Below are 22,631 nucleotides of genomic sequence, written 5' to 3' on the forward strand. Positions count from 1 at the left end.
GATCAAATGGTTTTATGCCCAGTTTGGTGTCAACTGACGATTTTCGAGTCGTGGCCGAAGTCGTATCGGCCTTGTGGCGCGGGGTTCCCTTCCGCCACAGTTGCCCGGGGGGCACACATCTGCCCGAAGGCACATGTGGTCAAACATTCGCGATGGCAGGGCATCCGAAGCAGGAGGCGGGGGCGCATGGACACGATCGTCGGCGTGCACGGGATCGGCAAGTACCGCTACTACCGCGACGCGGGTAACTCGGTCAGCGGCGCCGCCCTCGCGATGCGCGACAAGTGGGACCGCTACCTGCACAAGGGCCTGACCGGCGGCAGGCCGCACGCCAAGGAGCGCTACGTCACCGAGATCGCCTACTACGCCCACCTGCTGGGCGAGAGCAAGAACGACTCCGTGCGCGCCGTGCGGAGCATGGACGTCGGCGCCCAGGAGGTCTTCGTCGCCTGGGCCAAGCAGCTCGACGCGGTGGGGGAGGGGCTGACCGGCGCCCTGCACCGGATGACCGGCTGGCTGCTGGATCGGCTGGAGGTCAACGCCGCCGACTTCGCCGCGTTCTTCTGCCCCGAGGTCGCCGCCTACCTGGCCGCCGGGGGTGAGACGCGCGCGAAGTGCCGGGCGGCCGTGGCCGAGGTGATCAGGCGGAACCGCCCCAAGGTGGTGATCGCGCACTCGCTGGGCAGCGTGGTGACGTACGAGACGCTCTGGGCCAACCCCGACCTGGAGGTCGACCTGCTGATCACCCTCGGCAGCCCGCTCGGCATGCGCAACGTGATCTTCGAGCGCCTGATGCCCGCTCCGGTCAACGGCTGGGGCGAGCGCCCCCGCAAGGTCAGGCGGTGGGTCAACATCGCCGACAAGGACGACATCGCGGCGATCCCGCCGGGCCTGAGGTCCTGCTTCACCGGGGTGGACCAGGAGGCCCTGGTCGATCTCGACTGGATCGACTTCCACACCGTGGAGAAATACCTGGGCTGCGGCGCCCTCACCCCGCACCTCAAGCCCTACCTGAGCTGACCCCGCCTCCCTGCCACGCGGTCACCGGCGGGAGGCCGGTCCTTCGCCGTGATGTCGCCCGGAGGTCGGCCGCTGTTCAATCACCGTGGGTAAGGAACGCGTCTGTGCGGCGGCTGTTCATCTCGCCTTGATTCGCAGGCCACGGCGAGGAAAGCTGGAGCGGATGCACTGATGGCGTGGAGCAGAAGCCGTCACGCAGAGTGTTCCTTTCCGTCGCCGCCGCGGGTGCGGGCGGCCTGTTGCTGACCGGGGCGGGGCTCGGCCCCTCCCGGATTCCCTCCCGGACCCTCGCCCGTGACCCGTTCACCCTCGGCATCGCCTCCGGCGACCCGTCACAGGACGGCTTCGTGCTGTGGACCAGGCTCGCCCTCGACCCGCTCGGCCCGAACGGCAGGGGTGGCATGCCGGTCAGGGACGTGGACGTCGAATGGCAGCTCGCCACCGACGAGCGGTTCTCCAAGGTGGTCCGCGAGGGCACCGAGACCGCGCGCTGGAAGCGGGCGCACAGCGTCCACGTCGAGATCGACGGGCTGGAGCCCGGCCGGGAGTACTTCTACCGCTTCCGCGCCGAAGGACACCTGTCGCCGGCCGGACGCACCCGTACGGCCCCGTCCGCCGTGTCCGCCCTGTCCTCGGCGGCCTCGCTGACCTTCGCCGTCGCCGCCTGCGCCCACTACGAGCACGGCTTCTACACGGCGTACCGGAGGCTGGCCGAGCAGGACCCGGAGCTGGTCGTGCACCTGGGCGACTACATGTACGAGTACGGCCCCCAGGGATACACGGCGCTGGGCGGGAGCGTCCGGCAGCACACCTGGGGCAAGTGCGCCACGCTGGCCGACTACCGGATGCGCCACGCGCAGTACAAGAGCGACCCCGACCTGCAGGCGGCACATGCGGTCGCACCGTGGCTGGTGGCCTTCGACGACCACGAGATCGAGAACAACTGGGCCGGGGAGGTCTCCAGCTCCGGCGCCCCGGCGTTCGCCCGGCGCAGGGCCAACGCCTTCCAGGCGTACTACGAGAACATGCCGCTGCGCAGGACGAGCGTGCCCGGCGGGGCGTCGATGCGAGTCCACCGCCGGGTCGACTGGGGACCGCTGGCCCGCTTCCACCTGCTCGACACCCGGCAGTTCCGCGACGACCAGGCGTGCGAGGACGGGCTCAGGTCCGGTTGCGACGACCGGCTCGCGACCGGCCGTACCCTGCTCGGCGAGGACCAGCGGCGCTGGCTGCTGAACGGCCTCGCGAGCTCGGACGCCCACTGGAACCTGGTCGGCCAGCAGATCCTGATGGCCCAGCGCGACTCCAAGGTCGGGCCGGGCACCGAGGTCAACATGGACTCCTGGGACGGCTACGCCGCCGAGCGAACCCGCCTGCTGACCGGTTTCCGCGACTCGGGCGCGGCCAATCCGGTCGTGCTGACCGGCGACGCGCACATGCACCACGCGGCGGATCTGAGGCTCGACTTCGACGACCCCGACTCGCCCCGCGTGGCGGTGGAACTCGTCACCTCCTCGATCGCCAGCGACGGCGACGGCTACCGGGACGAGGGCCGGATCGCCGAGACGGTCGCGGAGAACCCGCACATCTCCTACCTCGACCAGCGGCGCGGCTACATCGTCTGCAGGGTCACCCAGGAGGAGCTGCGCGCGGACTTCCGCACGCTCGACTACATCAGCAGGCGCGGCGCCCCCGCCAAGACCGGCGCCCGGTTCACCGTGCCGTCAGGGCAGGCGGCCCTGACCTGAAACGAGTCGCCGGGGCACGCGGCCCTGACCTGAAGCGTCCCGGCGGACAGGCGGCCCTGACCCGAAACGTGAGAGGAATTCTGGAAAATTTATTGCATGATGCCGCTTATGAGTCCCCTCGCCACGAGGCTCACCGCCGCGGCACTCGCCGCGGCGCTGGGCGGCACCCTCCTCTCCCCGACCCCTGCGACAGCCGCAGGATCCGCCTTATCCGCTTCGTCCGCTTTATCCGCCGCACCCGCGGTCGCGCCCGCCGCGGCGCCCTCCGACTTCGGGTACGTGATCACTTTCCCCAAGCACGTCCACCGGGGCGGATCCCTTGTCTACTCCGTCAAGGTCCGCAACAGGAAGGCCCGCGGCCAGCACTACGTGGCGCTCGTCGGGGACTTCTCGAAACGCTTCCGCAAGATCCGGGTGATCTCCAAGCCGCGCAGCGTCAAGTGCTCCGTCAAGGGCCGCAGCCTGTCCTGCTGGATCACCTCCCTCGACAAGGGCGACTCGACGACCGTGCGGATCCGTGCCTGGGCCGGCTCGCGCCGGGGCACCGCCACCGCCACGTTCGGCGTGATCGCCACGTCCGACGCGGACGCCGACATCCGCAAGCTCCGCAAGGAGATCGGCCGCAAGATCAAGGCCAGTACGCGCATCCGCTGACCCCGGCCCCGCCCCCTGTTCCGGGAGCCGGGGATCAGATCCCGGCCCGGTTCCGGGGGCGCGGGGAGACGCCGTTCGGCCTCGCGACCGGGTTCGCCTGCAGGAGATCCTCGATCACGAGGGTGGCGGCGCCCAGCGCCACCGAGTCGACGCCGAGGCGGCCCAGGCCGATGGAGACCGTCTTGTACGGCTGCGCCAGGCAGTTGTCCGCGACGACCTTCCTGATCCTCGTCAGCAGGTGCTCGCCGAGCAGCACGCCGGCCCAGCCGCCGATGATGATCCGCTCGGGGTTGAACAGGTTGATCAGGTTGGCCAGCCCCACGCCCAGGTAGGTGACGGTCTCGTCGATGATCGGGGAGCCCGCGGCCACCAGCGCGGCCAGCTCGGCCTGCTCGTCGACGGTCTCCGTCCAGACCCCGGCACGTTCCAGGATGCCCCTGGCCCCCACGTACGCCTCCAGGCAGCCCTCCCCGCCGCAGCGGCACCGGTGCCCGCCGATCATGATCTTCGTGTGGCCCCACTCGCCGGCGCTGCTGTTGGCCCCCAGGTAGGTGGCCCCGTCGGTGATGATGCTCGCCCCGACTCCCGAGCCGATCAGCACCACCACGGCGTGCCTGGCCCTGCGCCCGACGCCGAACCACAACTCGGCCTGTCCCATCGACGTGGCGCCGTTGTCCACGAAGAGCGGCAGGTCGGTGCCCGCCCGCAGCAGCCTGCCGAGCGGGACCGCGTCCCACCCGAAGGTCGGGGCGTGGATCAGGGCGTCGGGCCCCGTCTCGACGACTCCCGGAACCCCCACCCCCACGCCGAGCACCCGCTCCCTGGGCACGCCGCTCTCGCCGAGGACCACGTCGATGCCCGCGAGGATGTGGCGGACGACCTGGTCGACGTCGTGCCCGGCCGGGCGCAGCGGGTACTCGGCCTTGGCCTGCCGGTTCATGTCCAGGTCGAAGAGTTCGACGCGCACGTGCGTCTCGCCGACGTCGACGCCGACGGCGTAGCCGTGGGTGGTGTTGACCCGCAGCAGCACCCGGGGCCTGCCCCCGTCGGAGTCCGCCAGACCGGCCTCGACGATGATCCCGCTCGCGAGCAGGTCTCCCGTCACGTTGCTCACGGTGGCGGGGCTGAGCCCGATGGTCTCGCTGAGCTCCTGGCGGCTGGCGGGTCCCTCGAAGTAGAGGGCGCGCAGCACGATCGCCCGATTCCCCCGGCGTAGATCGCGGACGGTCCTCTGCTGTGCGTCGAACATGCCCCTCATCTTAGGTAGCGACGTGAATCAAGCGGCCGGCATTCTCCTCCCGCCGCCTCTCCTCGGCCGTGGGGTCGGCCGGGGGAGGGCCGGTCCTCACCGCTGGAGGGGCCGGTCCCTACCGCGGGGAGGGCGGGCCCGCGAAGGCGTAGCCGAACAGGGTCTCCTTGGGGGCGCCGGCCAGGGACCGCGCCGACGACGGGCGGACGCCCGGGTAGGAGCCCTTCCGCACGGTCCCGCGCAGCAGGGTGAGCCTGCCGTCGCCCGGGGCGGCGACGACCAGGCCGCGGCCCGCGACCGTGGCCAGGGCCGCGCCGAAGTCGCCGCCCTCGCCGGTGAGCAGCAGGTTGTGGTTCCGGGTCAGGCCGCCGGAGCGGGTGCCCGCGAGCACCTGGACGGCGTTCTCGCCCGGCACCCCGATCGCCAGCTCGTCGTCGCCGTCGCCGTTGAGATCCCCTGCGGCGAGGGCGGCGCCGAAGTGGTCGAAGTAGCGCGGCTCTCCCTTCAGGGAGCGCTGTGACCAGGCCTCGGAGCCCGCCGTACGCAGTCCCGAGCCGGAGCCGTAGACGACGTGCACGGTGCCGTCGCCGTAGTCCATCGCCCGCTGGTTGGCGCTGAGCCCCTCGCCCGGCACGCCGATCGCCAGGTCGTCGCGGCCGTCGGCGTCGAAGTCGCCGGTGGCCAGGGCGGTGCCGAAGAAGTCCCAGGCCTCGGCGAGGCCGCTGATCCCTGGGCTGTCCTGGGTGAGCACGGTCGCCCTGCGGCGCCGGACGTCGAGGACGGTGACCGAGCCCTGGCCGTTCTTCAGCACCGTGTCCGCGGGCGCGCCCACGGCGATCTCGGCCCGGCCGTTCCCGTCGAAGTCCCCGGTGGCGAGCACCGCGCCGAACTGGTCGGTCTCGCGCTCGCGCTGCCCCACCCAGCCCGTCTCCTGCGTGATCATGTACGGCCTGCGCCCTTTGAGCCCGTACACCCCGACCGCGCCGCCGCCCAGCCCGGGAGCGCCGATCACCAGCTCGTCGTCGCCGTCGCCGTCCAGGTCCCCCGCCGCGAGCGCGGCACCGAACCGGCCGGGCTCGCGCTCGCGGCCCAGGTCCGCGGCGTCGATCGTCTTGCCGGGCCGCAGGCCGCCGGGCGAGCCGTGGAACAGCTGCACGGCGCCGTCGCCGTCCTCTCCCGGCCGGGAGCGGTCCTCCTCGGAGACGCCCACGGCCAGGTCGGCGCAGCGGTCGCCGTCGAAGTCGCCGGTCGCCAGCGCCGAGCCGAACGCGTCCCCGGTCTCGGCCTCGCCGGGCACCCCGGGGTCGTCCTGGGTCAGCTTCCCCTCGGTACGCATGCCGTACAGCACGGTGACCGCCCCCGCGCGGGCGTGGCCGCCGGTGCGGGTGTAGGGAGCGGCGACCGCGAGATCGGCCCGTCCGTCGCCGTCGAAGTCGGAGGGGACGCCGGAGCACGCGGCGGCCGAGGCGTGGGCCGGGAAGGGGGAGGCGGGGACCAGCAGGAACGCGAGGACCGCGGAGGTGAGGAGCGAGGCTCTCATACCTGTCATGGTTCCCGGTGATTCGGACACGCGGCCCACCGGGACATGAAATCCACGTGGCCGGTACGCATAAAGAGCATGCCAGGATTGACGACATGGAAATCGACCTGGCCGACCTGGGATTCTGGCGGCGGCCGCTCAAGGAGCGGCATGAGGCGTTCGCGCGGCTTCGGGATCTCGACAAGCCGGTGTTCTTCGAGGAGAAGCGGGTCCCGCTGCTCCGCTCGGGCAAGGGTTTCTACGCGCTGGTCCGGCACGCCGACGTGGTGGAGGCCAGCCGCAACGCCAAGGTGTTCTCCAGCGAGCCCGGCGTGACCAGTCCCGAGCCGCCCGGCTGGGTCAAACACGTGTTCGGCGAGTCCATGGTCAACATGGACGACCCCCGGCACGCCCGGCTGCGCCGCATCGTCTCCCGCGCGTTCAGCCCGAAGATGCTGGCCAACCTGCAGGGCGACATCGACGCCGCGTGCGCGCGGATCGTCGACGACGTGCTCGCCTCGGGGCCCGGCGACTTCGTCGGCCAGGTGGCCGCCAAGCTGCCCATCCACGTCATCTGCGACATGATGGGCGTCCCCGACGACGTGCGGGCCAAGGTCCACCAGCACGTCGACATCTCCACCGCCTACTCCGGCGTGCGGCCCAGCCTGGCGCACACCGTCAGGATGGCCGCCCAGAACACGCTCGCGCTGCTCGCCCTGCAGCGCCTGGTGATCAACCTGGGCAAGGATCGCGCGCGGGAGCCGCAGGGGGACCTCGTCTCGGCGCTCGTCACCGCCAACGTCGACGGCGAGAGGCTGACCGACCGCGAGCTGGGGTCGTTCTTCACGCTGCTGCTCGTGGCGGGCAACGAGACGGCCCGCAACACCATGGCGCACGGCATCAAGCTGCTGACCGACAACCCCGAGCAGCGGAGCCTGCTGGCCGGCGACTTCGACGCGCACATCGGCGGCGCGATCGAGGAGATGGTCCGCTACGTCTCGCCCATCATGCAGTTCCGCCGCACCGTCACCGAGGACTACGACCTGCGCGGCCTGCACCTGAAGGCGGGCGACAAGGTCGTGCTCTTCTACGGCTCGGCCAACCGCGACGAGACGGTCTTCCCCGACGCCGACCGGTTCGACATCACCCGCGACACCAAGCCCCACGTGGGCTTCGGCGGCCCCGGGCCGCACTTCTGCCTGGGCGCCAACCTCGCCAGGCAGGAGATCAGGGCGATGTTCCGCGCGCTGTTCACCCGGCTGCCGGAGATCCGCTCGGTCGGCGAGCCCGAGCTGCTGGTGTCCAACTTCGACAACAGCGTCCGGAGCCAGGCGTTCACCTTCTGAGGTTCACCTGCCCGGCTGGGGGGCCGTCACCGGGCAGCCCAGCTTCGTCTCCTCCTGGATCAGCACGTTCTCCCGGATGGTGAGGAAGGTGATCAGCGCCGCGACGCCCAGCATCGCCGCGCTGATCAGCATCGTCGTGTGGAACCCGGCGGTGAAGATCTCGGGGGAGCCGAAGGCGTCGCCGGTCAGCCCGGCCAGCGGGGGGATCGCGGCCACCGCGAGCAGCCCGCCGGTCCTGGCGACGGCGTTGTTGACGCCGCTGGCCACCCCCGCGTGGCGCTCGGCGGCGGTGGCCAGCACCGTCGCGGTGAGCGGCGCGACCGCCGCCGACAGGCCCAGCCCGAACAGGGTCGCCGGAAGCAGCACGTCCACCACGTACGACGAGCCGGGGCCGATCCGCGACATCAGCAGCAGGGCCCCGGCGCAGACCAGGATGCCGCCCGTCATCGGCAGCCGGGGCCCGAGGCGCTTGGCCAGCTCGCCCGCGCGCGACGACAGCAGCAACATCAGGATCGTCACCGGGATCATCGAGGTCCCGGCCACCAGCGGGGAGAAGCCCGCCGACACCTGCAGCTGGACGACCAGGAGGAAGAACACCACGCCCATCGCGGCGTACATGATGAAGGTGACGACGTTGACCGCGGTGAACACCCTGGAGGAGAAGACCTCGACCGGTACGAGCGCCTCGGGCGAGCGCCTGATCTCCAGCCAGACGAACGCGGCGCCCAGCAGCACGCCCGCCGCGACCGGGACGATCTCCAGGTCGATCAGGCCATAGGTGATCCCGGCCAGCGCCAGCGCCGCCAGCACCGCGCCCAGGACGTCGAACCGGCCGCCTGCCGAGGAGTTCCTGCTCTCCGGGACGTGCCGTACGGCGACCGCCACGACGAGCGCCGCGAGCGGCAGGTTGATCAGGAACACCCAGCGCCATCCGGCCGTCTCCACCAGCCACCCGCCGAGCAGCGGGCCGATGGCCGCGGCCACCCCGCCCAGGCCCGACCACGCCCCGATCGCCCTGGGCCGGTCCCCGCGGTCGAAGGAGGCCTGGATGATGGCGAGGGATCCCGGGGTGAGCAGCGCACCGCCGACGCCCTGCAGGGCACGGGCCGCGATCAGCGTCTCCACGTTGGGCGCCAGGCCGCACAGGGCCGACGCGAGGGCGAACCAGACGACGCCGACCAGGAAGACCCTGCGCCTGCCGTAGCGGTCGCCGAGCGATCCGCCGAGCAGGATCAGGCCCGCCAGGGTGAGGGTGTAGGCGTTGACCGTCCACTGCAGGCCGGCCATGTCGGCGCCGAGATCGGCGCCGAGCGCGGGCAGGGCCACATTGACGACCGTGCCGTCCAGCATGGCCATGCCCGAGCCGAGCACGGTGGTGAGGAGAACCCAGCGGCCCTTCGCGGAGGCGAAACGGATGTGACCATTGTCCATGCCGTTCATCATCGCCGACCTCGCGGACCGGTCCGACCGGCGTCCGGCCTCACGGGGCGCTCCCGGAAGTATCCCGTGATCGATTCTGGAAGCGCTTTCAGAATGATCACGGAGGATCGGGGAAGCGCTCTGGGAAGGATCGGGGAGCGATTCCTGGAGTGCGGCCGGAAGTGTCGCGCGCCTCTGGTAGGACGGTCCTGCCACAGCCGAGCCTGACGGGGAGCCTCCGATGGACCACACCGAGTTCAACGACGACGTCGACGGCCTCTACCGCGGAGACTACGCGGGCCTGCCCATCGTGAGCCTGCGTCCCCCCGGCGCCCCCCATCCCCCGGCCGGCGAGGCGGCGTGGCGCGTCTCGGTCCGCGTCTACGACGCCAAGGAGACCTTCGAGGAGCACTTCGCGCGCTTCGCCGAGACCGTCGACACCACCGAGGTCAGGGCGCTCATCGTCGGAGGGTGGGGCGAGGCCTACGAGAAGGACGCGTCGGGTCCCGTCCGGCTGCTGGCGGAGAGCGCGACGCGCTTCCCCGCCCTGCGCTCGCTCTTCTTCGCCGCGATGCCGCAGGAGGAGTGCGAGATCTCCTGGATCCAGCAGAGCGACGTCACGCCGCTGCTGGAGGCCTTCCCGCTGCTGGAGCGGCTGGAGGTCCGGGGCGGGACGGGGCTGGAGCTGCGGCCGGTCGGGCACGAGCACCTCAGGGTGCTGCGCTTCGAGGCGGGCGGGCTGCCCGCCTCCGTGGTCAGGGGGGTCGGCATGAGCGAGCTCCCCGCGCTCGAACACCTGGAGGCCTGGCTCGGCACGAGCGAGTACGGCGGCGAGACCACCGCCGCCGACCTGGAGAACATCCTGTCCGGTGAGAGGCTGCCCGCGCTCAGGCACCTGGGGCTGCAGAACAGCGAGATCCAGGACGAGGTGGCCGGTCTCGTCGCCGTCGCCCCCGTCGTGGCCCGGCTGGAGTCGCTCGCCCAGTCGATGGGCGTGCTCACCGACGAGGGTGCCGAGGCCCTGCTGTCGGGGCAGCCCCTGACCCACCTCAAGCGCCTGGACCTGCACCACCACTACCTGACGGACGCCATGGTCGAGCGTCTCACGACGACGTTCTCCGGCTCCGGCGTCCGGCTCGACGTGTCCGACCAGAAAGAGCCCGACGGCGAGTGGCGCTACGTCGCGGTCGCCGAGTGACCGCCCTCACCGTCGTCGGCACGCCGGGCGACCGGCGGGTGACCATGTTCGCCGACGCCTGCGCCCGGCAGGGGCTGGCCGAGCCCGCGGTCGTGCCGTGGACGTCCGTGCTGCGCGGCGAGGAGATCGGGATCGAGCCGGGGACGCTCGTACGGATCGACTCGCCGGGGGAGGACGCCGAGGCGGACGCGCTGCTGCGGGGCCCGGGCGAGCCGTCCCGGATCGGCGGCGGCGCCCGCTGGCACGCCGGGTTCGTCGCCGGGGCCGCCCGGGTCCGCCGGGCCGTGGTCGCGGCGCCGGGGGCCGTGCTGCTCGCCGACGTCGAGGACGTGGCGGTGATGTTCGACAAGCGGCGCTGTCACGCCAGGCTGTCGGCGGCCGGGGTGCCGGTGCCGCCGGCCCTCGCCGGGCCGGTCGGCGGCTACGCCGAGCTGCGCGAGCGGATGGGAGAGGCCCGCTGGGGCCGGGTGTTCGTCAAACCGGCCCACGGCTCGTCGGCCTCCGGGATCATCGCCCTGCACGCGTCGGGCCGCCGGGTCAGGGCGGTGACCTCGGCGGAGCTGACCTCCGGCGAGCTGCACAACTCCCTGCGGATCAGGTGTTACGAGAACGAGCCCGATCTGGCGGTGATCGTCGACCTGCTGGCCGCGGACGGCCTCCACGTCGAGCGCTGGTTTCCCAAGGCGAGCCTCGGCGGGCGCGCGATCGACCTGAGGGTGGTCGTCGTGGACGGCACACCCACCCACGCGGTCGTCCGCGCGGGCCGCGGGCCGATGACCAACCTCCACCTCGGTGGCGTACGGGGTGATCTGGGCGCCGTCACGGCCGGGCTCGGCCCCCGGGGGTGGGAGCGGGCCCTGGAGACCTGCGCGCGGGCGGCGGCCTGCTTCCCCGGGAGCCTGGCCGTCGGGGTCGACCTGATGATCGGAGTCGACTGGCGGGAGTTCGCGGTGGCCGAGGTCAACGCGTTCGGCGACCTGCTTCCCCGGCTGGAGGGCCTGCCCGGTGGCGGAGCCGAGGGCCTCGACACCTACGGCGCACAGGTCCGCGCGATCCTCGCCCGGCACGCCCCGGCGGAAGACCGGCACGCCCCCGCGAAAGACCGGCACACTCCGGCGGAAGATCGGCAGGCCCCGGCGGGAGCCGGGTACGCATCGGCGAAAGAGCGGTGTGTCCCGGCGGGAGACCGGCACGTCCCGCGAGAGGCCGGCACGCCCCGGCGGGCGAGCGGGAGCGGGAGGCCCCGTGCGTGACATGAACGAGGTGGTGGGCAGCCACGACCTGCTGCTGGTGACGCTCGACACCCTCCGCTACGACGTGGCGGAGGAGCTGATGGCGGCCGGGCGGCTGCCCACCCTGGCGCGGGCGCTGCCCGGCGGGCGCTGGGAGCGCCGGCACAGCCCGGGGAGCTTCACCTACGCCGCGCACGCCGCGATCCTCGCCGGTTTCCTGCCGACCCCCGTCGCGCCTGGGCCGCACCCCCGCCCGTTCGCCGCCGCTTTCCCCGGCAGCGAGACCACGGCCCCGGGCACCTGGGTGTTCGGCGCCCCCGACCTGCCCGCGGGGCTGGCGGGAGCGGGTTACCACACGGTCTGCGTCGGAGGGGTCGGGTTCTTCAACAAGCTGACCCCGCTCGGGTCCGCGCTGCCGGGGATGTTCGCCGAGAGCCACTGGGAGCCGGGGTTCGGGGTCACCGCGCCCGCCTCGTTCGAGGCGCAGATCGCCCGCGCGGAGCGGGCGGTGGCGGGAGCCGACCGGCCGGTCTTCCTGTTCGTCAACGTCTCGGCGCTGCACCAGCCCAACTGGTTCCACCTGCCCGGGGCCACCCGCGAGCACGGCGACAGCCGCCGGAGCCAGGCCGCCGCGCTCGAATACGTCGACCGGCACATCGGCAGGCTGTTCGCGCTGATGAGCGAGCGGCGGCCGGGATTCGCGATCGTCTGTTCCGATCACGGCACCGCTTACGGCGAAGACGGATACACCGGGCACAGGATCGGCCACGAGGTCGTCTGGACCGTGCCCTACGGGGAGTTCACGATGGAGCGGGGGCAGTGGCGATGAGCGCGGGTCCCGGCCGGGTGGCGCGGACGGCGGTGTGTCCGGCAGCGGTGTGCGACCGCCACCTCGGCTACGCGCAGCTGGAGACGACCGGCCTCCGCGACGTCTTCGCCGCGGGGATCCCAGAGCGGATCCCCGCCCGCCTCCCCGGGCCGAGCGGCCGCCGGGCCGTCGCGGAGGGGAGGTCAGCGCAGGAGTTCGCGGGCCAGCGCCTCGCTCCACCACCGCTCGACGCGGTCGGGTGACCAGCCGCGTTCGACGGTGAGCGTGGTGTAGACGTCGATGTTGCACAGGGCCGCGTAGACGTCGACGGCGGAGCGCACGTCCAGGCCGCGTCGCAGGACGCCGTCGGGCCAGGACGAGAACACCAGCTCACGGGTCTTGTCACCCTGTCCGCGGCCCTCGCGGTAGGCCGCCGCCAGCTCGGGCTCGGTACGGGCCGCCTCACGGACCAGCGCGATGACGTCACCGGCACGTTCGAACAGCCGCCGGTCGTAGGCGGCCATCGCCGCGAGCTGGCGCTCAGGATCCGCCGCCGAGGCCTCCAGCGCCTCCAGCATCCGCGGTACGTCGGCCGACAGGTCCGCCGCGTCCGCCAGAGCCCGGGTCAGCCCCGCCTTGTTCCCGTACGCCGCGTAGACCGTCGGCACCGAGACTCCCGCCTCGCGGGCGACCTCCCGCACGGTCGTCGCCGCCCACCCCTGGGACACGAACAGCCTGCGGGCGGCGCCGGCGATCTCCACCCGGGTCTCCCGTGCCTGCGTCGCCCGGCGCAACGAGTCGTAACGGCGCCGGTCCGGCTCTTCGCTCACCGGTTTCCCTCCAATGGCTTTACACTGCTTATAATGAATATATGTTGCGTCAATCATCTGCGGGAACCGCCATGGGCTTCTCCCGGATCACCGGCATCGCCGCTCTCGGTTTCGCTTTCACGATCGTTCTCGCCAACGTAATCATGACGCCCGCCGGCCTGCCGCTCACCGGCGCCGGGATCGGCGAGGTCAACGCGTTCTTCGGCACCGAGGGCGGGGTCGTCGCCGTCGCGTCCGCGCTCACCCCCGCCGCCTGGCTGCTGGCCACGCTGTTCGGCGCGGGGGCGGTCTCCGCGCTGCGGCGCTTCGAGCGCGGCAGGGACGAAGCGTGGTCACTGCTCGGATTCACCGGCCTGGCACTGCAGAACGTCACCTTCGCCGCGGTCATCGCGACGCGCCTCGCCCTCACGTCGACGGCCGAGCGTCAGGACACCGCGACCGGGGGACTGTGGGTGCTGCACGACGCGCTGTTCACCCTCAACGGCACCTTCCTGGCCCTCGCGCTGATCGGCCTGTCCGTCGCCGGCCTGCGCGCCGGGCTCATCCGGCCGTGGCACGGCACCGTGGGGCTGACCTCGGCCGTGCTGCTGTTCGGCTCGGCCACCCTCACCCCGCTGGTCATCGACCACACCGGCCCGCTCGGTCTCCTGGGCCTCGTCGGCTGGCTGATGTGGGTCGTCTGGATCATCGCGTACGGCATCACCCTGATCCGCCTGAGCCGGCCTCGCGATCCCGCGGCGGATGCTCCGGGCACCGACCGGCCGGAATAGCGCCGCCGGGTGGAGGCGTCCGCGACAGCGCCGTCGTGCAGGGGCGTCCGCGACAGCGTCGCCGGGTGCAGGCGCTCGCGCGAACGGGCCGGGCGATCGCGAGCGGTGCCGACCGGGGACGCCCGGCCGGGACGGTCAGGCGCGTCCGCGCCGGGTGACCCGGCGGGTCCACCGCACGGCGCGCCGCACCACGGGACCGGCCAGGCTGATCTCCGCGGTGGCCTTCTTCAGAGCCTGGGTCGCGGCCCGTGACTCCGCCATCGCCTTCCTCAGTTCCGCCGTGGTGCGCTGGAGGTCGTCGCCGAGCTTCTTCAGGGTGGCGGCGTCGCCCGCGGGGGGCGCGGGTTTCTTGATCTGGTTGACCCGGACGAGTTCCCAGCCGTCGAACGCGTCCGTGGTGTGCCACAGGTCCTCGCGGGACTCCAGCCAGCGCAGCAGGCGCCTCCGGACCGGGGCCGCGTCCCCCCAGGTCGCGTAGAGCTTCTGCGTGCTGACGCATATCGGCGCCAGGCCGAGGTTCGACACCGCCTCCCAGACGGCCATCGCCACCCCGGGAGTGTGGACGCTCCGGTAGTCGTCGAAGACGACGATCCCGTCGGGGCACAGGACCTTCCTCGCCGACATGACGTCCTGCCGTACATGGACGTACAGGTGCGAGGCGTCCACGTGGACGAACCTGCACGACTCGGCCGCGACGTGGTCGAGGACGATCGAGGTCGGGCCGTGCACGATCCGCGGAAGCGCGTCGTGGAAGGTCAGGTAGTTCTCCTCGAACCTGTCCCGGGTGAGCGCGGAGTAGGACCGGCTCGTCTCGGCGTCGTTGGCCGCCTCGGGCGCCTCGGACTCGAACAGGTCGCAGACCGTGAACACCTCACCGGGACGCGCGTGAGCCCCGATCATGACCGCGCTCTTACCGAGGTACGTTCCCAGCTCCAGCAGGTCGCCGGGGGAGTTCTCGGTGGCCTGCCCGGACAGGATCCATTCGAAGAGCCGCTGGTCGGTGCCCCAGAACCAGCCGGGGATCCGGTCGAGCGATTTCGGGGTGATCTCTGCCTTCACTGCTGACATGGGCGGACCGTAACAGCCGGGAACGGCGGTCCGGCGGGTGTTGGCCTGATGGTCGCCCACGGTGTACCGGCACGACACGTGGCCGTCGGCCGCCGCTCACCCAACGGCCCGCGCCGGCTCTTCCGCACCCGGCGTCCTCGGGGGCCCCGTCCCGCCGAAGAGGCGGAGGCCGCCGAAGGGCCGGGTGCCCGGACGGGCCGGAAAGTCCGGGACGCCGGTACGCGTACGGTCAGAAGAGCGGCCGGGCCGGTCGAGGGGCGGATCCCGTCGGGGTTCGGATCCCGTCCGTGCTCAGGTCCTGCCGGTGCTCAGATCCCGTCCGGGACGCCCCGGAAGCCCAGGCCGCGGAGCACGAAACCCGAGACGATCTTCTCGGCCTCCTCGGGCGTCACCTCGCCGCCGAGCAGCGGGACCCGCTCGGCGCCGATGACGGCGAGGATGATCCGGGCGGCGGCGGCCACGTCGGGGACCTGGAAGTCGCCCGATGACACGCCGCTGTCGATGATGCCCTTCAGGATGCGCTGCATCGGCTCGACGTGGTCGGCCAGGCGCTGGTAGGCGTCGGGGCCCAGCGCCGCCGACAGGTCGGCGGGACCGGGATGGGGGTGGGCGAGCAGCCCGTCGAGCTGGAGCCTGATGAAGACCCGCAGCCGCTCGGCGGGCGAGGCCCGGCCGGGCAGCTCCCGCTCGTAGCTGTCGATGAAGTAGTGCGTCACCCGCTCGGTGAAGGCGAGCAGCAGCGCCGCCTTGTCCGGGAAGTAGTTGTACAGGACGGTGCGGGTGATCTCGGCCTCGTTCGCCACGTCGGTCATGGAGATGGCGTCGATGCCCTGGTCCCGGGAGAGACGCGAGACCGCCCGCAGGATGCGATCCTGGGTCTGGACGCGGTGCTCGCCGATGGTCGCGGCCGAAATCCGGGGCATGGCCCCATGGTCGCACAGCACCGGCACCTCGTCAGGCGGGGTCCGTGGCGGGGTCAGCGATGCGGGCGGGCCGTGAGCATCGCGTTGCGCATGTCCTCGGCGCTGGGGGCCGGGGGGAGCGGCGGGGCGACCCGGCCGGCGCGGCCGGTGCGGCAGGCGTCGAGGATCAGGCCGACCAGCCGCCGCCACGCCTGCGGGGCGGCGCAGCGCGTGGAGCCGAGCACCCCGGCGTTGGCCATCATGATCAGCATCAGGTCCTGGCCGGTGAAGTCGGCGCGCAGCGTCCCGGAGCGACGGGCCCGCTCGATCACCCGGTCGGTCGCCGCCAGCGCCCGTGCCCGCTGCGCCTCCAGCGCCGCCCCGGGGAAGCAGGAGGTGAAGCCTTCGGTCACCCCCTGGTCGGCGGCCTGCATGCCGCAGATGTGCTCGACCAGCCCGGCGAACCCCTCCCACGGGTCGGCGGCGAGCTCCGCCGCCTCGGCGGCCTCGACGAACTCGGCCATGCGGTCGGCCAGGATCGCCTCGATGAGCGCCTCGCGGTCGGGGAAGCGCCGGTAGAGCGTGGCGATGTTCACCTCCGCCCGGCGGGCGATCTCCTCCAGGGGCACGTCGAGCCCCCCCTCACGGAACGCGACCCGCGCCGCCGTCACGATCCGCTCCCGGTTGATCTCGGCGTCCCTGCGCAATCCCCGCCCTTTGCACGCGTCCATGCGCCGATTCTACAAAGTGAAGGACTTCCTGCGGTTATGCTACGGTGGCCCAAGCGAAGGGCTGCCTTCACTTATTCTCTCGGAGCGCACCATGAACATCGCCCTTTGGGTCGTGCAGGGCCTGCTCGCCCTGGCCTTCGTCTTCGCCGGTCTCACCAAGGCCACCAAGTCCCGGGCGGACCTGTCGGGCCAGATGCCGTGGGTGGAGGACTTCTCGGACGGGCAGGTCAGGGTCATCGGGATCCTCGAAGTGCTGGCCGGGGTCGGCCTCATCCTGCCCGCCGTCACCGGCATCCTGCCCGTCCTGACCCCGATCGCCGCCGCGGCCCTGGTGATCACGATGATCGGCGCCCTCATCGTGCACCTCCGGCGCAAGGAGTATCCGGGGATCGTGGTCAACGTGGTGCTTCTCGTGCTGGCCGCCTTCGTGGCCTGGGGCCGCTTCGGTCCCCACTCCTTCTGAGGGGCGCCCTCGGACCCGCTCCGAGGCCCCGGAAGGCGCGGCGGCGAGGTCAGGCGGCGAGCTCGGACCGGGCCACCCGGCCGAGCTCGCCCAGGACCTCGGTGTTGAGCAGGTACGCGAGCCTGGTCTCGCGGATCAGTCGCCCCTTCTCTGCCTCGTCCAGGGGGAGCGCGTCCAGCCGGGCCCGATACTCGTTCTTGAAGCGGGGCAGGCTGCCGATCCCGTCGAAGAGGTAGAAGTCGACGCCGCCGCCCGGCTGGTAGCCGTAGATCTTCTGCAGCTCCATCCGGATGAACTGCCCGCCGGACAGGTCGCCCATGTAGCGGGTGTAGTGGTGGGCGATGTAACCGCCCGGCCAGGTGGCCACCTGGTTGATGCGGGCCACCAGGGTCAGGGTCGGCTTGGACGGCTCGATCCTGGACCTCCAGCCGGACCCGTAGATCGTCTCCAGGTCGCGGACCAGCGCCTCCTCCCGGTAGAGCTCGGGAATGACGAACGGCGCCGCGACGGGATCGGCGGCCAGCGAGCGGGAGGCGCTCTCCAGGGCCACGTAGGCGAAGTAGTGCTGGGCGACCATCTCGCCGTAGGCCTCGGGGCTGAGGTCGCCCGCCATCAGCGCCTTGAGGTAGCTCTCGTCCTCGGCGGACTCGTGATCACCCCAGGTGGCGTTCCTGAGGACTTCGGAGAAGGGCGATTCGCTCATGATCACTCCGCGACGAGGAAACCTTTTATGACGCAGTGTCACAAAAAGTGCGGTACCCCGTCAAGCAGATGACGACACCCTGTCATTAAATCGCCTGCGCGTTGATCGGGGAAGCCAGGCGAGCGCCAGAACGGCCGCGAACACCGGGAACCAGCCCAGCCGGTGCGACAACCAGACCGGTTCGTCGGGCACCGCGAGCAGGCCGGGCACGTCGCCGAAGCGCAGAGCGGCGACGGCGAGCACGACCACCGCGCTCTGGTGCCACAGGAAGAGCGTCATCGCCGACAGGTTGGCCAGCGCGACCACCGCCCACAGCCGGGGACGCCTCATCAGCCGGGCCAATGGCGCGCGGACGAGCAGCGCCAGCCCCACCTGGGCGAGACCGAAGCAGACCACGGCCAGGCTGGGCGGGCTGAGGTTGGAGACCGCGTCCCCGGTCACGCCCACCATGCTCGCCGGATACCCGGCCCCGCCGACCAGCAGCGCCGCCCCGGCCGCCCCGCCGGCCAGCAGGCCTGCCGCCACCCGGCGCGAGCCGAGCAGCCCGCCCGCCCAGGCGATCCCCAGCGCGTACGGCACCAGCCATCCGGCCGCCAGGTTCGCCCACCCGGTCCAGGCGGGGGCGCCGAGCCCGAACCTGGCCAGGTCCACCCCGAGCACGACGACGAACGCCATGGCGGCCGTGATGCCCGGGTGCGCGCGCAGGAGGAGGGGCGTGGCCGCGGTCAGCGCGGCGAAGACGGCCAGGAACCACAGCGGCCCGATCGCCGGGACCACCATCGCTCTGATCGTTCCCGCCGAGGTCCCGCGCAGCGCCATCCCCGTCGCGATCCCCGCCCAGACCAGGACCAGCGGCACCGCCGGCCCCAGCAGCCTCCCCATCCTGGCCCGCACCCATGTCCCCGCCGGACGGGCGCCGCCCCCGGTCTTCCGGCGCGAACCGCGTGCCGTGGCGTAGCCGCCGACGAAGAAGAACACCGCCAGCGTCTGGAACACCCAGGACAGCGGCGTGAACCCCGGCAGGTGGGCGAGCGGGCTGGACGGGTGAACCGCCCCCGCTGCGCCCGGTGCCCACGCCGTCACCAGCCAGTGGCCCAGCACCACGCCCACGATCGACAGCGCCCGCAGCGCGTCCACCCCCCGGTCCCTGCCTTCGGGGGTGGCCGCCTCGATCCCGGCCGCGAGACTAGCCACGGGACACCTCGCCGCCACGGCCGAGCGCGATCAGGGTCAGGTTGCGCAGGGACTCGCCGCCCGGTTCGAGATACTCGCTGTGCCCGGCGGAGCCGGTACCGAACAGGCGGGCGCCGAAGGCCGGGGCGGCGGGATCGGGACCGAAGCCGAGCGGCCCGATCCTGAGCTTGGGCACCTTGCGCATCCAGTCGCGGGCGCCGCTGCCCGCCCACAACCGGGTGCCGCTCAGCTCGGCGGCCGACGAGACGCCCAGTCCCGGGCTGCCGAACACGGCCGTGTCCGCGACCCCGGAACCGGGCACGGCCCCGGCGCACACCACCGAGCCGTAGCTGTGACACAGCAGGCTGACCCGTTTCCCCCTGAGCGTCCCGGTGACGTACCGCCGCAACTCCACCGCACCCCGCTCCGCGGCCTCCCCGGTCATCACACCGAGGCTGAGCGTCGCCGGGCTGTCGTAGCCGAGCCAGGCGACCACCGCCAGCCTCGCCCCCGGGTCCAGCGCCCGCGCCTCGGCCAGCAGCGCCCGCGCCCCGCCCCCCGGCGTGCTGTACGGCCTGGCCCTGCCTCCGTCGAAGGTGGCGGCCGTGGTGTCGGAGCCGGGGACGACGACCGCGACGTGCTCGGCCGTGCCGAGATCGCCGTAGACCCGCACCACCCGGTCGCCCGCGGGCGGCGGGACCGTCACGTAGGCGAGCGCCGCGGCGACGGCCACGGCGAGCGAGCGGCGGAACATGGGAGCCTCCTGTCCGGTCTGAAGAACCGGACAGAACGCTAGGAATCACGGCCCGTAACCCGCGTCACCCCGAGGTGGTCACCTTCCCCGTCCCTCTCGGGCGCGAGGGAGGTGACCCTGGGATGCTCCGGGCCGACCCGGGCCGACCTCGGACCGTGGGACGCCGCCGTGGACGGGCCCGGCGATAAAATCGGCCGGATGGAGACGGAACGGTTGATCATGCGCAGGTGGCGGGATGAGGACCGAGAGCCGTTCGCCGCACTGAACGCCGACCCCGAGGTGATGGAGCACTTCCCGGCCCCGCTGACCAGGCCGCAGAGCGACACCATGGTCGACAAGATCGAGCGGTCCCTCGACGAGCAGGGCTACGGCCTCTGGGCGCTGGAGGTCAGGGAGACGGGCCGGTTCATCGGCTTCACCGGGCTGATGTGGCAGTGGTTCGAGGCGCCCTTCACCCCCGCCCTCGAGGTCGGCTGGCGGCTGGCCAGGCACGCCTGGGGGCACGGGTACGCCGTGGAGGCGGCCAGACGGGCCGTCGCCGAGGGCTTCGCGGTGGCCGGGGTGGACGAGATCGTCTCCATGACGACTGTACGTAACGCGCGCTCGCGCGCGGTGATGGAACGGCTGGGCATGACCCGCGACCCGGCCGACGACTTCGACCACCCGGCGGTGCCCAGAGGCCACCCGGTGCGCTCCCACGTCCTGTACCGGCTCAGGCGGCCATGACGTGAGCGACTCGGAGACCTTCGAGCCGGGATCCGTTGACGGTCCGGGCCGGGTCGGTCAGGAGGTGGCCGACCCGGAAGCCCGAGGGGCGAGAGATCAGGTGTTGTCGTCCGTGGCCAGGAAATCGTTCAGTGCCGCGATGATGATTTCCGAGGCGTCGGGACGGGCGAGGGCGGGTGGACCGAGGGACGGTCGTCTCGCGAAGTCAGCGGAGGCGAGCCGTGCATGTACGTGCTTCCAGCCTGGAAGAAGCTCGAGAGCGTCGGCCAGTCGTGTGAGGCGGGCCGCGGAGGCTCCTCTGTTGCGCATCCACTCGAAGTTGATCGACAGGACCGACTTGCTCACGCCGGTGTAAATGCTCCACACCGCCGCTTCGTCATGACTGATGCTGAACCAGGCCGTGACGGAGGGGTAGGCGGCTTCGCCGAAGTAATAGCCCCGGAAGGAAGGGTGGCGTTCGGCATGCCTGTAGATGGCCAGCAGAGTGTCGGCCACGTCGTGAGGGCAGTACTGCTCAAGGGCATGCAGGAGACTGTCTTCGTCCCACTTGCCCGATGCTCGGATCAAACCGGTCCGCTCCGCGGCGATCCGCACAGGGACGGCCCCGAGAGCACCTGCCTCGGGCGGCGCGGAGTCGTAGTCCACGGTTGGCAGCGGGTCGCCGAGCGCCAGAAGTATCGCGATCGCGATCGACTCGAGTAGGTCGATGGTCTGTTCGGCTTCTTGCGCGGCCATGGCCTTTTTCTGGCCGAATACCTCAGGATTGTGATCGGCTGTGTGTGCGATGTTGTTCCTGCGCCAGGCGATCTCTCTGAGCCGGCCCCGCACTTCGTCGGCTGTGATCGGCTTGCTCGGGTCCTGACCGGTGAGGATCTTGGCGACTGTGGGCCAGAGGTTGACCGTGCTGACGTAGGCGAAACCTTCTTTGATCTTTTCCGGGTTCTGGAAGGTCATGAACCCGAAGAATTGTTCGAGATGAGCCCGGAAGGCGTCTCCAAGGGGCTTGGCGTGATGGTGAACCTTTTCGAATAGCTCGACCGGGATCGATAGATTGTTAAATTTAGGAGGGCGAGCTGTTCCCGGTTGCTGCGCGAGAGCTACTCCCCGTTCGATGATCTCTCGGGTGATCCAATGATCGAGGGCCGCGACGGCCTGCGTCCATGCCGCCCGGTAAAGATCGGTGACATCAAAGGCGCCGACCTTCAGTCTCTCCAGATTCCGGCCGCCGTGAACGAGCTGTCGAGCATAGTTGAGGTTCTGTTGGAACTGCTCGAACGCCGCAGGGGAGTCACTGGGCTCAGGCGTTGGTTCGGCTTCCGTCATTTCCGCTACCGGTGCGGGCGTTGACTCGCCGAACAACCTGTGGAAGTCATCAGTGGTGACCCGCCGTGCGGGGTCGGCCCGTCCAGTCTGGTCGAACCGCACCCCTTCTCTCTCCAGCAGGTCGCGCGGGTCGTCCGTTCGCTCGGAGTCCGGCCATTGGAAGCCCGACGAGATACGTCCGTTCGCTTGAAGTACTCGGTGAGCGTTGTCGCCCACCGAGGACGAGGCCATGAATCCGCCGACGGACTGCGCCGACATGCCGACCAACCCGGCCAGATCTCCATAGGTTGTCCAGGTGCCGGGCTCCAGCAGTTCCAGGGCCTTCAAAACCGTCTGCCACCGCGGATCGGCGTATGCGCGGCCCTGGGCGGGCAGTCGCCGTGCCCTGTACTGACGTGTCAATTCCCGGTACAGCTCAATTCCCGGGAAGTTCTCCAATGCCTGAACGCCGACCTCGGTGATCGACCAGCCATTTCTTTTGGTTATCCAACCCAGAGCCGCCGCCTCTCCGGTTCGGAAGCCCAGCTGTGCCCACCAGCGCGTCTGGCCGTGCGCGTTGGGCTTCTGGTACTCGGGCGCGATCTCGACTCTCTTGGTGATCGCATCGCGCACGGCGTCCGGCTGTAACGGGTGACCCGTCTCGTGCAGCACTTCCATGGCCGCACGGAGGATCGCAGCGCTCTGCTCGGAGAAGGACACGGACGGCTCCGTACTTTTTAGTTGTCGGGCTGGACGAGGGCGACCCTGATCTAGGGAGAGCGGAGGATCTTCCCGAAAGAATATGGTCGTTATCGCTTCGATGAGGCCGGTTGCTGGAACCTCGGAGATCACGTAAGTCACCAAGCGGATGATTTGATATATTTTGCCGTACTCTCGAGCGAGAAACCCCGAGGTCGCAGCGAGTTGAAGCTGTAAGCCGGTATTGGTGTCGAATTCAGCCAATAGGGCAGGTCAGAATCCCATGCGTTCGAGTCGATCTTTGCTCAAGGCAGCAG

Annotated in this window: 21 protein-coding genes; 10 read left to right on the forward strand and 11 right to left on the reverse strand. The window is 71.2% G+C overall.

What is annotated here, in order from left to right; genetic code table 11:
- Nucleotides 1-186: 186 nt before the first annotated feature.
- The 3 genes from ACTOQ2_RS25470 to ACTOQ2_RS25480 all read left to right on the forward strand — a co-directional run bounded on the left by ACTOQ2_RS25470 (nt 187) and on the right by ACTOQ2_RS25480 (nt 3,422).
- The gene (locus tag ACTOQ2_RS25470) at nt 187-1,020 is read left to right on the forward strand and encodes a hypothetical protein (RefSeq protein ID WP_440067107.1); all 834 of its coding nucleotides are present in this window, start codon (nt 187-189) and stop codon (nt 1,018-1,020) included.
- 200 nt (nt 1,021-1,220) lie between these two features.
- Entirely contained in the window at nt 1,221-2,768 is a 1,548-nt protein-coding gene (locus ACTOQ2_RS25475; protein WP_440102790.1) for an alkaline phosphatase D family protein, read from the forward strand.
- A gap of 108 nt (nt 2,769-2,876) precedes the next feature.
- Nucleotides 2,877-3,422 (forward strand): hypothetical protein, encoded by a 546-nt coding sequence (locus ACTOQ2_RS25480; RefSeq protein WP_440102792.1) that lies wholly within the window; start codon nt 2,877-2,879, stop codon nt 3,420-3,422.
- Nucleotides 3,423-3,456: 34 nt separating this feature from the next.
- Here ACTOQ2_RS25480 and ACTOQ2_RS25485 read toward each other — a convergent pair whose 3' ends face one another.
- Entirely contained in the window at nt 3,457-4,671 is a 1,215-nt protein-coding gene (locus ACTOQ2_RS25485) for an ROK family protein (RefSeq protein ID WP_440067102.1), read from the reverse strand.
- A 118-nt stretch (nt 4,672-4,789) separates the two neighbouring features.
- The gene (locus ACTOQ2_RS25490; RefSeq protein ID WP_440102793.1) at nt 4,790-6,211 is read right to left on the reverse strand and encodes an FG-GAP repeat protein; all 1,422 of its coding nucleotides are present in this window, start codon (nt 6,209-6,211) and stop codon (nt 4,790-4,792) included.
- Between the two features lie 95 nt (nt 6,212-6,306).
- Here ACTOQ2_RS25490 and ACTOQ2_RS25495 point away from each other — a divergent pair, with 95 nt between their 5' ends.
- Nucleotides 6,307-7,536 (forward strand): cytochrome P450, encoded by a 1,230-nt coding sequence (locus ACTOQ2_RS25495; protein ID WP_440102794.1) that lies wholly within the window; start codon nt 6,307-6,309, stop codon nt 7,534-7,536.
- A gap of 3 nt (nt 7,537-7,539) precedes the next feature.
- Here ACTOQ2_RS25495 and ACTOQ2_RS25500 read toward each other — a convergent pair whose 3' ends face one another.
- Nucleotides 7,540-8,967: an MFS transporter gene (locus tag ACTOQ2_RS25500; RefSeq protein WP_440102796.1), complete on the reverse strand. Its 1,428-nt coding sequence runs from the start codon at nt 8,965-8,967 to the stop codon at nt 7,540-7,542.
- 229 nt (nt 8,968-9,196) lie between these two features.
- On the opposite strand from ACTOQ2_RS25500, the gene ACTOQ2_RS25505 reads away from it, so the two are divergent.
- From ACTOQ2_RS25505 to ACTOQ2_RS25515, 3 genes are read left to right on the forward strand one after another with little or no spacing between them, the layout of a single operon-like run.
- A complete protein-coding gene (locus ACTOQ2_RS25505) occupies nt 9,197-10,153 on the forward strand; it encodes an STM4015 family protein (protein WP_440102797.1) in 957 nt (318 codons plus the stop codon).
- Nucleotides 10,150-11,406, forward strand: a complete 1,257-nt coding sequence (locus tag ACTOQ2_RS25510; RefSeq protein ID WP_440102798.1) for an STM4014 family protein — start codon at nt 10,150-10,152, stop codon at nt 11,404-11,406. Before ACTOQ2_RS25505 ends, ACTOQ2_RS25510 begins: the two co-directional genes overlap by 4 nt.
- A gap of 1 nt (nt 11,407) precedes the next feature.
- Nucleotides 11,408-12,214 (forward strand): STM4013/SEN3800 family hydrolase, encoded by an 807-nt coding sequence (locus ACTOQ2_RS25515; RefSeq protein ID WP_440102975.1) that lies wholly within the window; start codon nt 11,408-11,410, stop codon nt 12,212-12,214.
- 182 nt (nt 12,215-12,396) lie between these two features.
- On the opposite strand, the gene ACTOQ2_RS25520 is transcribed toward ACTOQ2_RS25515, so the two are convergent.
- Nucleotides 12,397-13,023, reverse strand: coding sequence for a TetR/AcrR family transcriptional regulator (locus tag ACTOQ2_RS25520; RefSeq protein ID WP_440102799.1), 627 nt, complete (start codon nt 13,021-13,023; stop codon nt 12,397-12,399).
- Nucleotides 13,024-13,064: 41 nt separating this feature from the next.
- On the opposite strand from ACTOQ2_RS25520, the gene ACTOQ2_RS25525 reads away from it, so the two are divergent.
- Complete coding sequence (locus ACTOQ2_RS25525) at nt 13,065-13,793, forward strand: hypothetical protein (RefSeq protein ID WP_440102801.1); 729 nt, start codon at nt 13,065-13,067, stop codon at nt 13,791-13,793.
- Nucleotides 13,794-13,928: 135 nt separating this feature from the next.
- Here the strand turns inward: ACTOQ2_RS25525 and ACTOQ2_RS25530 are convergent, their stop codons facing one another.
- From ACTOQ2_RS25530 to ACTOQ2_RS25540, 3 genes are all read right to left on the reverse strand, one after another.
- Nucleotides 13,929-14,861 (reverse strand): class I SAM-dependent methyltransferase, encoded by a 933-nt coding sequence (locus tag ACTOQ2_RS25530; RefSeq protein WP_440102802.1) that lies wholly within the window; start codon nt 14,859-14,861, stop codon nt 13,929-13,931.
- A 308-nt stretch (nt 14,862-15,169) separates the two neighbouring features.
- A complete protein-coding gene (locus ACTOQ2_RS25535; RefSeq protein ID WP_440102804.1) occupies nt 15,170-15,784 on the reverse strand; it encodes a TetR/AcrR family transcriptional regulator in 615 nt (204 codons plus the stop codon).
- Between the two features lie 53 nt (nt 15,785-15,837).
- Nucleotides 15,838-16,494 (reverse strand): TetR/AcrR family transcriptional regulator, encoded by a 657-nt coding sequence (locus tag ACTOQ2_RS25540; protein WP_440102806.1) that lies wholly within the window; start codon nt 16,492-16,494, stop codon nt 15,838-15,840.
- A gap of 91 nt (nt 16,495-16,585) precedes the next feature.
- On the opposite strand from ACTOQ2_RS25540, the gene ACTOQ2_RS25545 reads away from it, so the two are divergent.
- Nucleotides 16,586-16,957, forward strand: a complete 372-nt coding sequence (locus ACTOQ2_RS25545; protein WP_440102808.1) for a DoxX family protein — start codon at nt 16,586-16,588, stop codon at nt 16,955-16,957.
- A 49-nt stretch (nt 16,958-17,006) separates the two neighbouring features.
- On the opposite strand, the gene ACTOQ2_RS25550 is transcribed toward ACTOQ2_RS25545, so the two are convergent.
- Genes ACTOQ2_RS25550 through ACTOQ2_RS25560 form a run of 3 tightly spaced genes read right to left on the reverse strand, consistent with a single transcriptional unit; the run spans nt 17,007 to nt 19,587 of the window.
- Nucleotides 17,007-17,660 carry a heme oxygenase (biliverdin-producing) gene (locus ACTOQ2_RS25550; protein WP_440067081.1) on the reverse strand — a complete coding sequence of 218 codons (654 nt, stop codon included), beginning with the start codon at nt 17,658-17,660 and terminating at the stop codon, nt 17,007-17,009.
- A gap of 60 nt (nt 17,661-17,720) precedes the next feature.
- Entirely contained in the window at nt 17,721-18,854 is a 1,134-nt protein-coding gene (locus ACTOQ2_RS25555) for an acyltransferase family protein (RefSeq protein ID WP_440102810.1), read from the reverse strand.
- Nucleotides 18,847-19,587, reverse strand: a complete 741-nt coding sequence (locus tag ACTOQ2_RS25560; RefSeq protein ID WP_440102812.1) for an alpha/beta hydrolase — start codon at nt 19,585-19,587, stop codon at nt 18,847-18,849. Before ACTOQ2_RS25560 ends, ACTOQ2_RS25555 begins: the two co-directional genes overlap by 8 nt.
- A gap of 198 nt (nt 19,588-19,785) precedes the next feature.
- On the opposite strand from ACTOQ2_RS25560, the gene ACTOQ2_RS25565 reads away from it, so the two are divergent.
- On the forward strand, nt 19,786-20,313 hold the full coding sequence (locus ACTOQ2_RS25565; RefSeq protein WP_440102814.1) for a GNAT family N-acetyltransferase: 528 nt from the start codon (nt 19,786-19,788) through the stop codon (nt 20,311-20,313).
- Nucleotides 20,314-20,409: 96 nt separating this feature from the next.
- Here the strand turns inward: ACTOQ2_RS25565 and ACTOQ2_RS25570 are convergent, their stop codons facing one another.
- Entirely contained in the window at nt 20,410-22,578 is a 2,169-nt protein-coding gene (locus ACTOQ2_RS25570) for an MGMT family protein (RefSeq protein WP_440102816.1), read from the reverse strand.
- Between the last annotated feature and the right edge of the window lie 53 nt (nt 22,579-22,631).

The sequence above is a fragment of the Streptosporangium sp. H16 genome (assembly GCF_051918855.1).
In the GTDB taxonomy this organism is placed as follows: domain Bacteria; phylum Actinomycetota; class Actinomycetes; order Streptosporangiales; family Streptosporangiaceae; genus Streptosporangium.

Coding starts and splice junctions, on each gene's coding strand:
- ACTOQ2_RS25470 (WP_440067107.1), top strand. CDS start 187: ATGGACACGATCGTCGGCGTGCACGGGATCGGCAAGTACCGCTACTAC.
- ACTOQ2_RS25480 (WP_440102792.1), top strand. CDS start 2,877: ATGAGTCCCCTCGCCACGAGGCTCACCGCCGCGGCACTCGCCGCGGCG.
- ACTOQ2_RS25485 (WP_440067102.1), bottom strand. CDS start 4,671: ATGTTCGACGCACAGCAGAGGACCGTCCGCGATCTACGCCGGGGGAAT.
- ACTOQ2_RS25490 (WP_440102793.1), bottom strand. CDS start 6,211: ATGAGAGCCTCGCTCCTCACCTCCGCGGTCCTCGCGTTCCTGCTGGTC.
- ACTOQ2_RS25495 (WP_440102794.1), top strand. CDS start 6,307: ATGGAAATCGACCTGGCCGACCTGGGATTCTGGCGGCGGCCGCTCAAG.
- ACTOQ2_RS25500 (WP_440102796.1), bottom strand. CDS start 8,967: ATGGACAATGGTCACATCCGTTTCGCCTCCGCGAAGGGCCGCTGGGTT.
- ACTOQ2_RS25505 (WP_440102797.1), top strand. CDS start 9,197: ATGGACCACACCGAGTTCAACGACGACGTCGACGGCCTCTACCGCGGA.
- ACTOQ2_RS25515 (WP_440102975.1), top strand. CDS start 11,408: ATGAACGAGGTGGTGGGCAGCCACGACCTGCTGCTGGTGACGCTCGAC.
- ACTOQ2_RS25525 (WP_440102801.1), top strand. CDS start 13,065: ATGTTGCGTCAATCATCTGCGGGAACCGCCATGGGCTTCTCCCGGATC.
- ACTOQ2_RS25530 (WP_440102802.1), bottom strand. CDS start 14,861: ATGTCAGCAGTGAAGGCAGAGATCACCCCGAAATCGCTCGACCGGATC.
- ACTOQ2_RS25535 (WP_440102804.1), bottom strand. CDS start 15,784: ATGCCCCGGATTTCGGCCGCGACCATCGGCGAGCACCGCGTCCAGACC.
- ACTOQ2_RS25540 (WP_440102806.1), bottom strand. CDS start 16,494: ATGGACGCGTGCAAAGGGCGGGGATTGCGCAGGGACGCCGAGATCAAC.
- ACTOQ2_RS25545 (WP_440102808.1), top strand. CDS start 16,586: ATGAACATCGCCCTTTGGGTCGTGCAGGGCCTGCTCGCCCTGGCCTTC.
- ACTOQ2_RS25550 (WP_440067081.1), bottom strand. CDS start 17,660: ATGAGCGAATCGCCCTTCTCCGAAGTCCTCAGGAACGCCACCTGGGGT.
- ACTOQ2_RS25560 (WP_440102812.1), bottom strand. CDS start 19,587: ATGTTCCGCCGCTCGCTCGCCGTGGCCGTCGCCGCGGCGCTCGCCTAC.
- ACTOQ2_RS25565 (WP_440102814.1), top strand. CDS start 19,786: ATGGAGACGGAACGGTTGATCATGCGCAGGTGGCGGGATGAGGACCGA.